This window comes from Salmonella sp. SAL04213, assembly GCF_046550535.1.
In the GTDB taxonomy this organism is placed as follows: domain Bacteria; phylum Pseudomonadota; class Gammaproteobacteria; order Enterobacterales; family Enterobacteriaceae; genus Salmonella; species Salmonella enterica.
This window is the reverse complement of record NZ_JBGDXS010000001.1, coordinates 746,121-760,618: the sequence shown is the minus strand read 5'-3', so window position 1 is coordinate 760,618 and position 14,498 is coordinate 746,121. Positions and strand designations below refer to the sequence as shown.

The following is a 14,498-nucleotide window of genomic DNA, read 5'->3' as shown; positions in this document are numbered from 1 at the left end:
GAGCGTGAAGCCACACGAGAACACGATGAAGAAGACAACCTGGTTTGCAGGGCGATTTCCCGGCTATGTATCACCGTTAAGCGGCGTGGCGCTGTCGGTGCTGGCGGCGCTGTGTCCGCTGACGAGCCGCGGCGAAAGTTATTTCAACCCTGCGTTTTTGTCGGCGGATACCGCGTCCGTGGCGGATTTATCTCGCTTTGAAAAAGGTAATCATCAGCCGCCTGGTATTTACCGGGTGGATATCTGGCGTAACGACGAATTCGTAGCGACGCAGGATATTCGTTTTGAGGCGGGCGCCGTGGGCACCGGCGATAAATCCGGCGGCCTGATGCCTTGTTTTACACCGGAGTGGATTAAACGGCTGGGCGTGAATACCGCGGTGTTCCCTGTCTCAGATAAAGGCGTCGATACCACGTGTATTCACCTTCCTGAGAAAATCCCGGGCGCGGAGGTCGCGTTCGATTTCGCGTCGATGCGCTTAAACATTAGCTTGCCGCAGGCGTCATTGCTCAACAGCGCGCGTGGCTATATCCCGCCGGAAGAGTGGGATGAAGGGATACCCGCCGCACTCATTAATTACAGTTTTACCGGTAGCCGCGGAACAGACAGCGATAGCTATTTTTTGAGTCTGCTGAGCGGGTTGAACTATGGCCCCTGGCGGCTGCGTAATAACGGAGCCTGGAATTATTCGAAAGGGGATGGCTATCATTCGCAACGCTGGAACAACATTGGCACCTGGGTACAGCGCGCCATCATTCCGCTAAAAAGCGAACTGGTCATGGGGGACAGCAATACCGGGAACGATGTTTTCGACAGCGTCGGCTTTCGCGGAGCGCGGCTGTACTCTTCTGACAATATGTATCCCGATAGCCTGCAGGGCTACGCCCCCACGGTTAGAGGAATCGCCCGGACGGCGGCAAAGCTGACGATACGACAGAACGGGTATGTTATCTACCAAAGCTATGTGTCGCCGGGCGCGTTTGCGATTACCGATCTTAATCCTACCTCTTCCAGCGGCGACCTTGAGGTGACGGTAGATGAAAAAGACGGTAGCCAACAACGTTACACGGTGCCTTACTCTACCGTTCCGCTATTGCAGCGTGAGGGCAGGGTGAAGTATGACCTGGTGGCCGGGGATTTTCGCAGCGGCAATAGTCAGCAGTCTTCGCCATTCTTTTTCCAGGGAACGGTGATTGCCGGCCTGCCTGCGGGGCTGACGGCTTACGGTGGTACGCAACTTGCCGATCGTTACCGTGCCGTGGTGGTCGGGGCGGGGCGAAATTTGGGCGACTGGGGTGCCGTGTCGGTCGATGTCACACATGCGCGTAGCCAACTGGCAGATGACAGCACCCATCAGGGGCAATCGTTGCGTTTTCTGTACGCCAAATCGCTGAATAATTACGGGACTAATTTTCAATTGCTGGGTTACCGCTATTCCACGCGCGGATTTTACACCCTGGATGATGTGGCATACCGCAGTATGGAAGGGTACGACTACGAATACGATAGCGACGGACGCCGCCATAAAGTACCGGTGGCGCAGAGCTACCACAATCTCCGCTACAGCAAAAAAGGCCGCTTTCAGGTCAATATTTCGCAAAACCTGGGGGATTACGGGTCACTGTATCTTTCCGGCAGTCAACAAAATTACTGGAATACGCCGGATACCAATACCTGGTATCAACTGGGATACGCCAGTGGATGGCAAGGCATAAGTTATTCGCTGTCATGGTCGTGGAACGAGTCGGTGGGGATCTCAGGCGCCGACCGCATTCTGGCATTCAATATGTCCGTTCCGTTTAGCGTTCTGACCGGACGGCGTTATGCGCGCGACACTCTTCTTGATCGTACTTATGCCACGTTTAACGCCAACCGCAACCGCGACGGCGACAATAGCTGGCAGACCGGAGTAGGCGGCACGCTTCTGGAAGGACGTAATCTGAGCTACAGCGTGACGCAGGGTCGTAGCAGTAGCAATGGTTATAGCGGCAGCGCCAGCGCTAGCTGGCAGGCGACGTATGGCACGCTGGGCGTGGGATATAACTACGATCGCGATCAGCATGACTATAACTGGCAACTTTCCGGCGGCGTGGTCGGTCATGCGGATGGTATTACGTTTAGCCAACCGTTGGGCGATACCAATGTCTTGATTAAAGCGCCGGGAGCGAAAGGCGTGCGCATCGAAAACCAGACCGGCGTGAAAACGGACTGGCGGGGTTATGCGGTAATGCCCTACGCCACGGTATATCGCTATAACCGCGTCGCGTTAGATACCAACACGATGGACAACCATACCGATGTCGAAAATAACGTCAGCAGCGTAGTGCCGACAGAGGGCGCGCTGGTGCGGGCTGCTTTTGATACGCGGATAGGCGTAAGGGCAATCATTACCGCGAGGCTTGGCGGACGTCCGTTACCGTTTGGCGCGATAGTACGAGAAACCGCCAGCGGCATTACCAGTATGGTCGGCGATGATGGGCAAATTTATCTGAGCGGCTTGCCGCTAAAAGGTGAACTGTTCATCCAGTGGGGAGAGGGGAAAAACGCGCGTTGTATCGCCCCTTACGCCCTGGCGGAGGACAGCCTGAAGCAGGCGATTACGATAGCCAGCGCAACCTGTATCCGTCCGGCGTCATAAAAGGAAAAATAGAGATGAAAATATACTCAGCGCTATTGCTGGCGGGGACCGCGCTCTTTTTCACCCATCCCGCGCTGGCGACGGTTTGCCGCAATTCAAACGGGACGGTGACCGATATCTTTTACGACCTGTCAGATGTTTTCACCAGCGGCAATAATCAGCCGGGACAGGTGGTTACGCTGCCGGAAAAATCAGGTTGGGTCGGCGTAAACGCGACGTGCCCGGCGGGGACAACGGTAAATTATACCTACCGAAGCTATGTATCAGAATTACCGGTACGAAGCACCGAAGGAAATTTTAAATACCTCAAACTGAATGACTACCTTCTGGGCGCGATGAGCATCACCGATAGTGTCGCTGGCGTATTTTATCCGCCCCGTAACTATATTCGCATGGGCGTCGACTCTAACGTGTCGCAGCAAAAGCCGTTTGGCGTGCAGGACTCAAAGCTGGTTTTTAAATTAAAAGTGATACGGCCTTTTATTAATATGGTGACGATCCCTCGCCAGACAATGTTTACTGTCTATGTAACGACCTCTACCGGCGACGCGTTGAGCACGCCGGTGTATACCATTAGCTACAGCGGCAAAGTGGAAGTACCGCAAAACTGTGAAGTGAATGCCGGACAGGTCGTGGAGTTTGATTTCGGCGATATCGGCGCGTCGTTATTTAGTCAGGCGGGGGCGGGTAATCGTCCGCAAGGCGTCACGCCGCAAACGAAAACTATCGCTATTAAATGTACCAACGTCGCGGCGCAGGCCTATTTATCGATGCGGCTTGAAGCCGAAAAGGCCTCAGGGCAGGCGATGGTGTCCGATAATCCGGATTTAGGCTTTGTGGTTGCTGATAGCAACGGTACGCCGCTCACACCCAATAATTTGTCGAGTAAAATTCCGTTTCATCTTGATGATAACGCCGCCGCTCGCGTAGGTATTCGCGCCTGGCCGATCAGCGTGACGGGGATTAAACCGGCGGAAGGGCCGTTTACTGCGCGCGGCTATCTACGAGTCGATTATGATTAAGGAGGCATAATGATCTTTCGGCGCGTTTTCATCGCTATCGGTTGTGTTTTGTTCAGCCCGCTGAGTCAGGCCAACTCATCTCTGGGCGAAGTGAATATTGAACTGCGCGGTAACGTGGTGGATTTTACCTGCGCCGTGGTGGCGGGCGACAGTAACAAGTCGGTTAACCTCGGCACCTGGCCGACAAAACAGCTTCACGCCGCCGGTGACGCCACGCAACCGGTAGCCTTTAGCCTAAAACTTGAAGGTTGCCCGCCGGGTTCGGCGTCTATAACGTTTTCCGGGACGCCAGCGCCCGGCACGGCATTACTGGCGCTTGCTGATACGGAAATGGCGCAAAAACTGGCGATTGAAATTCGCGATGGCGATCAACGTCGATTGCCGCTTGAACAGGCCAGCAAGGCCGTCGATATTGACAACAACGGCAATGCTACCCTGAAATTCTATGCGAACTATATCGCCTTAGCCGATGGCGTGCAGCCCGGACTTGCTAACGCGGATGCGACCTTCCTGATCAATTACAATTAGTGTCCGTTATTGTGGCTCCCGAACGATAATTCGCCGGGAGTACATTTACAATAATTCGTGTGATTTGGCGTAATCGATAAGCTCAACGATAGAGTGAAGGCCAAGTTTAGAAAATATATTGGCCTTATGCGCGCTGATAGTCTTGTTACTCAATAAAAGTTGCTCGGCAATTTCTTTGTTAGACATTCCATTGGCCAGATAGCGCAGCACGGTAACTTCGCGGTTAGATAGTGGCATATCATGGTGCCCACCTTTGGGGGGACGGGTATTACTGATGAAATTAAGCGTCTCAGATGGGAAAAAAGAATAGCCGGATAAAATCATTTTTACCGCATTATAAATATCATTGAGGTCTTTGCGTTTACTTACAAATCCGTTTGCGCCCGCTCTTATTGCTCTTCCGGCATAAAAAGCCTCTGATTTCGACGATAAAAAAAGTATCCGGGTATGTTCCTGGATAGATTTGATTCGTTTAAGTAAGGTAAAGCCGTCGGTGCCCGGTAATTCAATATCCAGAATGACAAGGTCAACAGGATAAGTGCGCAGATACTCTATCGCTGTTCGGCTATCATCCGTTTTCAGGACAACCTGAATATTGCTATTTTTACCGAGTAAAACTTCGATCGACATTCTTACAATAGGGTGTTCGTCCATAATGATAACAGATGCAGGTTTCATTGTTGTATGCCTCAGACTGTTATGCGTCCTTCGTTTTAGAATAAGCGTCAGACACCTTAAAGATTGTGAAATAGCCAGGTCTACGCACCACACAGTGGAGCAATAATAAAGAATGAGACCTCCCTGTTGACTGGCTATTTGGCGTAAGAGTAATAAATATGTGGAATATCCATTTCGCACCAACAAAAAAGAAATTTCTGATTAAGTAAAAACAATATGGATTATACCTGGTCTGATTTCTCGGAAAAGTCTTGCGAAATGCGAATTATGGATAGCGGGTAGGATGTTCTGTGGCGTTATAGAAAATTTGTTCGTGGTGGAGCTATTTTCTTTAGAGTTGACATTGAGTAGTTTAAACTGTTGTTTTTAAGTATAAAAATAATATGAAAGACTAATTGTTTAGTATTTGTTATGTAATAACAGAAAGATGTTGACGCTGGAGACCTCAAAAAACGAGGAGGAACAGGGGACGGTGTAAGAAAAAAATTTTTATCGCTTACCAGGACGAGTTGTAAATATTAATTTTATGTGAAATATTTACATTTAATGGAAGTGAAAATAAGTAATTTCTTAAAAAATCTTATTCACCAAAACGTTAGTTCGTTAAAAAATGTCGTGGAAAGTAACGTTTAACTGCTGGATCAGCCGAAGAAAGCTTTGCCTGTGGGGAAGGTTAAGGAGGGTGATAAGTTGTTTAAGCCGGTAAACTACACGATGATAAGGTACGCTTTGCTGACGTGCTATTTCTTTTAAAGAGGCGCCTTGCGCTAAAGTTTCAATAATCAACCAGTCAGTACGGCTAAAGCTTTCCGATAAGCGAGGTTCGGCGGCTGATAACAAGGCTTCGCGTACAGAGGCCAGATTTTGTCGTCGCGACAGGACAAAAAAACGCCCAGCCATACGGATAAACTGAGCTATAGCGGGGGTTTTATCTGATACCAGCAGGTAAAACTGGATATCGCTTTGTTGCCAACTGAGCGCGCGTAGCTGGTTAAGCGCCTCAATACAGGAGACAGGTAGCGTCTCCATATCTACAATCAGTTGTCTGAGCGACCCCTTTTCAATCCACAAAGAAATGTCATCTAATGAGCGGAATGCTGCGGCACGTTTTCCGGAAAATAAGTAGTGACTCAGCGAATAGCCGAGGTAGTTGTCAGTTGTAATTATTGCCTGAGAAATGATACCAACCGGCAAGGCATAATTGAGCTGTTGGTTCAGTAACTCAAGGCGATCAAATATCTGCGGCGTTGGAGAGTGATAACGGCAGGCGCAGTCTTTAGCATTTCTTAAACGGCGGTGTCTTTCCCTGCGTGGTACGCTGCGCATCCTGCTTTTTCCATTGCTCTAATATATATCTGGTAATATGGCTGGCCATAAATAACCTTGTTCCATCGTTGCACCAGCGTAAAAAGCAATGCTTCGTTGCTCTGATGTTTCAATGCCTTCCACCAGCATTAACTGCTGAAAAAAAACTTCGCTATCATGTTCTGACGGAAGTTGCGTCAGGACCTCATAGCCGATTAATTGCGCAGTTGAGAGATTAACGATTGGCTCAGATTTTAACAATTCGCTGTTGAGATATGAATGACGTGTGGGCGAAGACGCCAGGTGTGGGGGATTTATCCTTTCCTTTAATAAAGTACCCTGTGCCACCAAACACTCCTCCAGGCATTTATGATGCAGCCATATATTTTCGACCCCTGAATCTATCAGGATATTATGGGCATCATTGTGGCAGCGTTAAAAAAATGCCTGTAGGTATCGTTACTTAATTATTGGTGAGATATTTCGTAAGCCTTGTAAAAAGTTAAGTGAGTTTACTTACTGAGTAAGAAATGAAGGTTAACTCTAATATATTTTAAAAACTGCTGCTCCGTTTTAACATGTAATTTTCGCATAATGCTCCGGCGGAGTGACTTTGTCTGCTCTTCAGAAAGTGAAAGTAAAGCGGCCGTTTCGCTTAAATGATAACCGCTGGCGATCAGTTTTAACAGGTGACGTTCTGTTACTGAAAAATGACGAGTCGTGCAGTAGTGGCAAATGCCAGAAGGGACGCTATGTCGAAGCGCTCGTTTATGTAAGATCAATATCATTTTCCGGGTAATTTCTTCAATATCATCTTCCCGATAAATATGCGGCAGCATATACAGACATGGTCTGAACATGAGCTTTTCTTTATCGCATTTATTACAAATAATCACCCGTAGCTGATGTTGGGTATGCATAGGTATCTGATAACAGCCAGCGCTGAACCAATCATCATCCAGGGCCAGGAAAGCGATATCGGCATTATCTATCTCTTCTGGCGGCAGAAAGTCAATTTTCTGCTGCCATTGATTCGCCAGACGCGTCATGATGATTTTCAACCCATGCTCAAAGTGACTGTTTTGTTCCTTAATAGCGATACTCAGCATAAAAAATATCCTACACGGCAGGTGAATCATGGTGAAATATTAAAGAAACTGATTGATTATCTAAATACTGGCGGCCTTAATTCCCACTTTATGCGTGCTGAGATGTGTCCAGGCGATTTCCTGGAACCTGGCATTGCGCCAGAAAAGACGATATTCGTACACTTAGTCAGCAACCAGAACAAAAGCCATTGACTCAGGAGTGCCTGACCGTATAATTCTCGCGTTTCGTCTACACGAAGTCTTCACTTCACAAGGCGCCCTTAGCTCAGTTGGATAGAGCAACGGCCTTCTAAGCCGTGGGTCGCAGGTTCGAATCCTGCAGGGCGCGCCATTGATATATCAAGCAGTTACATCAAAAAAACTATCATCTAAAATTATCCTGCAGTGTAAGTATCAGGGTAAGTTTTAAATCATCCCTGTATTTTCGCATTATCTTGACCTTCCCCCTGTAAACAGTGCCAGTCTAAACTGAAGTTTCCGGTCTTTCTTCCATCTCACAGAAAGGCGCATTGTCATGAAAAAGACCCGTTATACCGAAGAACAGATTGCATTTGCCCTGAAACAGGCTGAAATCGGCACTCGCGTCGGGGAAGTCTGCAGAAAGATGGGAATTTCTGAGGCCACATTTTACAACTGGAAGAAAAAATTTGCCGGGCCGGGCGTAACGGAACTGCGGCGGCTGCGGCAACTGGAGGATGAGAATCAGCGGCTGAAGAAGCTGGGCGCTGAGCTGAGTCTGGATAAGGAGATGCTGCAGGAGGTACTAAAGCAAAAGTTCTGAGGTCGGCTCAGAAGCGCCAGGCGGTGACATTTTTGCTGGAGGCTTACCGTATCAGCGTCCGGCGGGGATGCGGGTTGCTGATGCAGAGCAGAACCGTTTACCACTGGCAGAGCCGGCGTGATGATCGGGCGATAACCCTGCGTATCCGGGAAATAGCGGAAACCCGGATACGCTACGGTTGCCCGCGTATTCATATTCAGTTGCGCCGGGAGGGATGGCCTGTTAACCACAAGAAAACCCACCGGATTTATTGTCCGGAAGGCCTGAACCTGCGCAGAAAACGCCCCCGCAGACATGTCAGTGCAGCACGCCGTCAGCAGCGCCCGGTCCTGACGCATGTCGATCAGTGCTGGAGTATGGATTTTGTGTCAGATAATCCGTTTAACGGGCGGCGTTTTCGGGCGCTGACTGTAGTGGTTAATTTTAGTCGGGAATGCCTGGCGATCCATGCCGGAAAATTGTTAAAAGGCGAGGATGTGGTCAGAATAATGGAGGCACTGCGGGTACTAAATAAGCGGCTGCCGGTAGGTATCCAGACGGATAACGGCAGCGAGTTTATCTCAAAAAGTCTGGATAAATGGGTGTATGAACACGGCGTCACAATGGACTTCTCACGCTCCGGAAAGCCGACAGATAATCCGTTTATTGAATCATTTAACGGCAGTCTGCGGGATGAATGCCTGAACATTCACTGGTTCCTGTCACTGGAAGATGCGCAGGAAAAACCCGACAACTGGCGCAGGGAATACAATCATGAGAGAACGCATTCATCATTAAATGACATGACTCCGGCTGAATTTATCCGAAGTCTCCGGAAAGACGAAGGTCTCTGATTTAGCACTGTACTGAATTTGTGCCAGGGTCATTACTACTCCAACAAGTGGAAAGCACTTCTTAAGTTATTAGGGGAACGTTTTCAATACGTTAGGAGGAACGTTGTCAACAACTGATATTGTTACCAAGAGTGGCTAATAATTACAACACTTCCGGCTCGGTGGTGGCGTACCCATAAAGCCTTGTAGATTTCGGCAGGGCGCCCCTGCCGCTAATTATGTTAACTAATCGGGACAGACATCTTCTGGTTCAAATAAATATCAGGCTTAACCTCAATATATATATCATTTTGTATTATGCCATAATTCTTTAATGCCTTCCCTATGAATGGTCCTTCATAAATAGGGAATGGCCAGTTATCGTGATCATCACCTTTAGGGACATAAAGAATCATGTTTGTGCCATTATTCCTGTCGGTTGATATAACCTGATCTATTATATTCTGGCTTACCGCTTTAGCTTGGCTATAGCTTAAGTTAAGATTTATTGACTGCTTAAGAGTAGAGTTAGAAGTCAGCCCTTTATAGACTAAAATAATTGTACAAAAAGCCAGCAATGCATTTATCAGTTTTGTTCTGTCCTTGGCCAGAATGTCAATTGTGATGAAAGACGCCATGCTTACATACAGGAATCCCCCCCACATCACAACAGGTCGAGCAGCATAATAACTTCCTGCCCTGGCGCACAAAAGAACAAGCGCTATTAATGACAGCACTCCTGAAATAAACACAATAAAGAAAACAATGCTTTGGTCTCTATTTTTATTTCTTATTAATGAATACAATGATGATATTATTCCAATTGAAACGAGTGCGGTTGCTGAATATTTAAAAGCTGGTTGGACTTGTTCTATTAGGTAATTTAATACGCTTAATGTGCCATATATATCAAGTGAGCCAGAACCAAGGCTGGCAGCCCTTCCACCGTTGGCCTCATAAATCACAGCAACAACCCAAGCGGTTAGTGTGAATATTTGTAAGGTGCTTTCCTTTATTGTCTTCGTTATTGATAGTTTATTATTAATGAGCGAGAACAGTAGTGTCACTCCGCAAGTTATCGCTAATATAATATTAGCGAACATGCTGGAAAACACTGCAATATATGAAGCAAAAAATATCGACGAAGAATACCAAACACCATTTCTCTTTAAGATGTTAACATCGAAATTTCTATAATTTCTTATTACAAATATTGATAGCGCAGAGTTAATTAAAGCAGGTGCTATATAATGATAAAAACATGTTATGTTTACCTCCCATAGCATGTATAAGTTCTCATGATTGCCCTCTTTCAAGAAAATGAAAAAAATTGAAGCGTAGAAAAAAACAACAAAAATAGATGATCGTAAAAATCCAGCTGAGAGATTAACATTAAATAGCTGGAATAGTTGATGTAAGAACAAAGACAAAAGTATAGTGATGAAAATGGCTGTTATGATTGAAAATGATTCAAGAAATCCAAAACCAAGCGGCATTATAAGCGCAGTGGATAACTTTGCAAATAAAGGGTAGCCTAGCTCTGGCATTACCTTAATTGGGTTAGCGATCCCCCATTGAGGATATAATGCTCTAGTAGATGTCAGGTTTCCCCAATCATCTCCTGATATGATCACTGTTGGATGTGAAACTAAAAAAAAGTAAAGTGAAATTGCAGATATAATTGCAAATAAACCACATGTTAAAATTTTAGATTTATTGAAGGAAATCATAAAATATTCCGTTATTTATTTTGGTTGTTTTTTTACTAAGTACTTTGGGCGGCATTTTGTTTCTATATATATTCTACCTATATACTCTCCAAGCACCCCAATTCCAATCAACTGAACTCCTCCCAGGAAAAGAATTGAAACCAGAATTGATGGATAACCACGGACAGGGTTACCGAATGCCAATGTTTCAAATATCATCCATGCTCCGTAAAGGAACGCCATTCCAGCAACGGTTAATCCGATATAAGTCCACATACGTAGCGGGAACGTAGAGAAACTTGTGATCCCCTCTATAGCCAAATTCCACAATTTCCATCCATTAAACTTTGACACCCCGGCAATTCGTTCAGCACGTGCATATTTAACAACTTCAGTGCGACCCCCAACCCATGATAAAACCCCTTTCATAAACAGGTTGCGCTCAGGCATGAGCTTGATGTTCTCTACAACCTCACGAGACATCAGGCGGAAGTCTCCTACGTTTTCCTCAATCTGCGGGTTGCTGATTTTATTGTGCAGCTTATAAAACCATTCAGCAGTCTTACGCTTCATGCGCCCGTCAGTTGAGCGGTCTGAGCGCTTAGCCAGCACCATATCCGCGCCAGCCTGCCACTTCTCAATGAGATGGGGGATAACTTCTATCGGATCCTGTAAATCGACATCAATAGGAATGACCGCATCCCCGGTTGCATGGTCGAGACCCGCGAAAAGAGCAGGTTCTTTACCGAAGTTTCGCGTAAACGAAAGCGGAATAACGAGCGGATCAGATGCAGCTATTTTGTTAATTATTGATTCAGTCGCATCTTTGCTTCCGTCGTTGATGAAAACAATCTCAACTTCATACGGTTTTAGCTCTTCAAACTCGCGAACCGTTTTATAGAAAATAGGTATCGTGGCTTCTTCATTGAAGACCGGAACGACTAACGAGATTTTCATTTCGCATCCCTAAAGACAATGAACTTTGAATAAATGAATCCGCATATCAGGCTGATAGCTGAAAAGGTGACAAGCGTAAGGAGTGGCGGCAGGGAACATTTGTCAGCCATCCAGCCAACAACGGCGCTCAGTGTTCCCATAAACCCCACGTACATCATGTAGCGAAGCGTGGTGGTGCTGGCATTAAAGGTGAAGCGCGCATTGGCATAGAAGCTGAACGATACGGCGATAACAAAACCGGAAAAGTTCGCCAGCGCCTGATGCGTATGCATCCCATACACACAAAAAGCAAATACGCCCCAATGAATAAGCGTGTTAAGAACACCGATCGATGTGTACTTAGCGAATAACTTCAACATTATGAAAATCAGCGGATTCGGAAAGGTCTGGAGTGTAGCACTACAAATTGCTTTGATCGATATAAACGATCAATAATGTGATATTTGATAGTTTAAACTTATTGTTATATTATTAATTGATCGTTGTTACCGATCAATTGGGACTACTGATTGCTAAGTTGTTTGGGACAAAAACGGGACACACAAAGCTTTGCATTGGTTTGCAAGGCTTTGCATGTTTTTCGAGGATGGGGCGAGTGTGAGCGCCGTAGTAATGGGATAACTTGTTGTTAGCTCAGGTAGTTCCAGGAACATCTAAGCCGTGGGTCGCAGGTTCGAATCCTGCAGGGCGCGCCATTTAACCTCTCAAAATTATGTTAATCCGTAAGCTTCTGCGGGGGCGACGTTGCGCCATCCGCAGTACGTGACGCTAATATGCAAATAACTAATTGCGTTTAATCTGTTTATGGTGCTCCTCAGCCTGGATCTCGTGGGAGAAAGAATGGGCATTATTCATCGATTGATGGATGACCATTGCTTTTTCATGGTCGTCCATTTCAGAAAAGGGTGTCGCATTTTCCACTGTAGTCAGGGCGCTGGGTTTCTGTGTCTGAGCCATTTGCTGGTGCGCGAAGGCGTCACCGTTATTCATCATCTCATGCGCCGTGGCGGATAATTGGCGGGATTCTATTTTCTCTGCGGCTTTTACGCCAGCTGAAATAAAAAAACGACAGCTAAAAGGGATGTAAACTTATTCATCTTATTTCTCCGGTGTGGGTTAATAAGAGAAATAATAAAACAGTCGTTGGGTCTGGCGCGTGACAGGATAATGACGATTATATCAGATTATTTTGCTGGCTAGTGATAGCGCCTTTCACTATCGCTACAGTTCAACGGAGGTGTTTGGGTAATGTCAAAATAAAACGAGTAGCGCGCGTATCGGAGGTGACAGAAACTTTTCCCTGATGCGCAATGACGATGGATTTTACAATTGCCAGGCCTATACCGCGGCCTTCCCCTTTACGCTGGCGGGAGGGATCAACGCGATAAAAACGATCGAAAAGGCGCGGCAAATGTTCCGGCGCGATTGGCGTACCGGGGTTTTCAACAATAATATGTATCTGGTCGTCCGCTTCTTTTATCCTAAGAGTAATGGTTTTACCCGGCGGCGTATAGCGCATCGTATTAGAGAGTAAATTACTGATCGCTCTGCGTAGCATGATGGGAGCGCCGGTGATTCAGCAGGCGCGGCCTTCAAAGCGCAAGCTCCCAACACCTTTTCGGCAGAAAAACTCGATGAGGCGCTTTACCACGGGGCGGTGCTCCGGGGGGGCCAAAAGCCATGACGGTAGCGGTGATTATCGCCGGTCTGCTGCCTGTTTTATGGGGGACCGGCGCGGGTTCTGAGGTGATGAGCCGTATTGCAGCGCCGATGATTGGCGGCATGATTACCGCGCCGCTGCTGTCGCTGTTTATCATTCCGGCAGCCTACAAGCTGATGTGGCTGCGCAGGCATCGTCGCCTTGCGGCATAACGTGTGTCGCCCGCCTGCGGCGTCAAACTGTAGGCGGGTTCAGTATACGTTTATCGTCCGAGCGCGTTGACCCGTTTGCGGTACTCGCCTGGTGTACAACCGAATTCACGGACAAAAGCTTTGTGAAAAGAAGATTCGCTCGCATAACCTACCGACTCGGCAATCACCATCACTGGCAGCGCTTCACGCGACAGGGTCTGGGCGGCGATTTGCAGGCGCAGCGTTGTTAACACGGCTAAGGGCGTCGTCGCGGACACGTCGCGAAATAGCTGGGCGAAGCTCGCCCGCGACATGTGTACCCGTTGCGCCAGCGTTTCGACCGTCCAGGGATGCGCCGGTGTTTCCAGCATGTGAAGGATCACGCGGCCCAGCCGGGGATGCAGCAATAAATTGAGCACGCTTTTCGCTGTGCCAGCCTGCGATAGCCAGTCGCGAACGGCGAGGGTAAACAGCGTGGCGCACTGCTGACTGTATAAGACATCAGCGCCAGGTAAATGGCGTTCTGACTCCTGCTGTAACAGCAAAATGGCGGCGTTAATCCAGATACTGGCGGGGCTATGCGGCGGCGGGGCAAGACATAACACTTCCGGCAACGCGGTAAGGAAATAACGTGACGTCGTGTGCAGACGTAGACTACCGCACACGATATGTGTCGGTGCTTCGCCAGACTGGCGCAAACGGTGGGCGGAGTTTTGCGGCAGAATCACCACCTTTCCCGGCGTAAGCGTCATGGCGTCGCCGGTAGGCATTTCCAGTTGCGCTTCGCCCTGCGTAACGGTATGCCAGCGAATCACCGATAGTTCGCCAGCGGCGTGCGGCAACTGCCAGTCGCCGCCTAACGGGCAATTCTTGTCGATTGAGCCCTGAGGGGCGTTAAGCGTCAATAGCCGACTAAGCGCATCCATATAGACTCCAGAACAGATTCTTTTTCAAAAATAGGGATAACCATTTCTGTCTCTGATCACTATATTTCGGACTCAATGTCATTTCTACCCTTCTTTTTGCTAACCGCCAATTTAGACGATAAGACAAAAAATGACGCGTTGCGGATAACCCTGTCTTTTTTGACGTTATTTATACTTGTCCT

Annotated in this window: 13 protein-coding genes, 1 tRNA gene and 2 pseudogenes; 6 read left to right on the top strand and 10 right to left on the bottom strand. The window is 47.6% G+C overall.

What is annotated here, in order from left to right; translation table 11 throughout:
• Nucleotides 1-25: 25 nt before the first annotated feature.
• From ACLJPQ_RS03725 to sfmF, 3 genes are read left to right on the top strand one after another with little or no spacing between them, the layout of a single operon-like run.
• Entirely contained in the window at nt 26-2,638 is a 2,613-nt protein-coding gene (locus ACLJPQ_RS03725) for a fimbrial biogenesis usher protein (protein WP_080184593.1), read from the top strand.
• A 14-nt stretch (nt 2,639-2,652) separates the two neighbouring features.
• Nucleotides 2,653-3,660, top strand: a complete 1,008-nt coding sequence (gene fimH / locus ACLJPQ_RS03720) for a type 1 fimbria D-mannose specific adhesin FimH (RefSeq protein WP_080184592.1) — start codon at nt 2,653-2,655, stop codon at nt 3,658-3,660.
• Between the two features lie 9 nt (nt 3,661-3,669).
• The gene (sfmF, locus tag ACLJPQ_RS03715) at nt 3,670-4,188 is read left to right on the top strand and encodes a fimbria assembly protein (RefSeq protein WP_079841498.1); all 519 of its coding nucleotides are present in this window, start codon (nt 3,670-3,672) and stop codon (nt 4,186-4,188) included.
• 45 nt (nt 4,189-4,233) lie between these two features.
• Here sfmF and fimZ read toward each other — a convergent pair whose 3' ends face one another.
• The 4 genes from fimZ to fimW all read right to left on the bottom strand — a co-directional run bounded on the left by fimZ (nt 4,234) and on the right by fimW (nt 7,280).
• Complete coding sequence (fimZ, locus tag ACLJPQ_RS03710; RefSeq protein WP_000801272.1) at nt 4,234-4,866, bottom strand: fimbria biosynthesis transcriptional regulator FimZ; 633 nt, start codon at nt 4,864-4,866, stop codon at nt 4,234-4,236.
• 603 nt (nt 4,867-5,469) lie between these two features.
• Nucleotides 5,470-6,192, bottom strand: coding sequence for a fimbria biosynthesis regulator FimY (gene fimY / locus ACLJPQ_RS03705; protein ID WP_080184591.1), 723 nt, complete (start codon nt 6,190-6,192; stop codon nt 5,470-5,472).
• Between the two features lie 18 nt (nt 6,193-6,210).
• Nucleotides 6,211-6,522, bottom strand: a complete 312-nt coding sequence (locus ACLJPQ_RS03700) for a hypothetical protein (RefSeq protein ID WP_000226494.1) — start codon at nt 6,520-6,522, stop codon at nt 6,211-6,213.
• A 161-nt stretch (nt 6,523-6,683) separates the two neighbouring features.
• Entirely contained in the window at nt 6,684-7,280 is a 597-nt protein-coding gene (fimW, locus tag ACLJPQ_RS03695; protein WP_000948627.1) for a fimbria biosynthesis transcriptional regulator FimW, read from the bottom strand.
• A gap of 254 nt (nt 7,281-7,534) precedes the next feature.
• Here fimW and ACLJPQ_RS03690 point away from each other — a divergent pair.
• Both ACLJPQ_RS03690 and ACLJPQ_RS03685 read left to right on the top strand, forming a co-directional pair.
• Nucleotides 7,535-7,611, top strand: a tRNA-Arg gene (locus ACLJPQ_RS03690).
• Nucleotides 7,612-7,794: 183 nt separating this feature from the next.
• Nucleotides 7,795-8,894 (top strand): IS3 family transposase gene (locus ACLJPQ_RS03685; protein WP_086016667.1). Its coding sequence is split into 2 segments (ribosomal slippage): nt 7,795-8,050 and nt 8,050-8,894, totalling 1,101 coding nucleotides; the frame shifts between segments, so codons are not numbered across the junction.
• A 221-nt stretch (nt 8,895-9,115) separates the two neighbouring features.
• Here ACLJPQ_RS03685 and ACLJPQ_RS03680 read toward each other — a convergent pair.
• The 5 genes and pseudogenes from ACLJPQ_RS03680 to ACLJPQ_RS03660 form a co-directional block, all read right to left on the bottom strand.
• Entirely contained in the window at nt 9,116-10,603 is a 1,488-nt protein-coding gene (locus tag ACLJPQ_RS03680; RefSeq protein ID WP_000622958.1) for a hypothetical protein, read from the bottom strand.
• A gap of 15 nt (nt 10,604-10,618) precedes the next feature.
• Entirely contained in the window at nt 10,619-11,539 is a 921-nt protein-coding gene (locus tag ACLJPQ_RS03675) for a glycosyltransferase family 2 protein (protein WP_080184590.1), read from the bottom strand.
• Nucleotides 11,536-11,898, bottom strand: coding sequence for a GtrA family protein (locus ACLJPQ_RS03670; protein ID WP_000915523.1), 363 nt, complete (start codon nt 11,896-11,898; stop codon nt 11,536-11,538). The genes ACLJPQ_RS03675 and ACLJPQ_RS03670 overlap by 4 nt, the downstream gene beginning before the upstream one ends.
• Nucleotides 11,899-12,322: 424 nt before the next feature.
• Nucleotides 12,323-12,532, bottom strand: a complete 210-nt coding sequence (locus ACLJPQ_RS03665; RefSeq protein WP_020898505.1) for a hypothetical protein — start codon at nt 12,530-12,532, stop codon at nt 12,323-12,325.
• 235 nt (nt 12,533-12,767) lie between these two features.
• A pseudogene (locus tag ACLJPQ_RS03660) lies at nt 12,768-13,142 on the bottom strand (ATP-binding protein); the annotation flags it as partial.
• A gap of 3 nt (nt 13,143-13,145) precedes the next feature.
• Between ACLJPQ_RS03660 and ACLJPQ_RS03655 the strand changes: the two are divergent.
• A pseudogene (locus tag ACLJPQ_RS03655) lies at nt 13,146-13,411 on the top strand (efflux RND transporter permease subunit); the annotation flags it as partial.
• Between the two features lie 50 nt (nt 13,412-13,461).
• On the opposite strand, the gene rclR reads toward ACLJPQ_RS03655, so the two are convergent.
• Nucleotides 13,462-14,316: a reactive chlorine-specific transcriptional regulator RclR gene (gene rclR / locus ACLJPQ_RS03650; RefSeq protein ID WP_000339618.1), complete on the bottom strand. Its 855-nt coding sequence runs from the start codon at nt 14,314-14,316 to the stop codon at nt 13,462-13,464.
• Between the last annotated feature and the right edge of the window lie 182 nt (nt 14,317-14,498).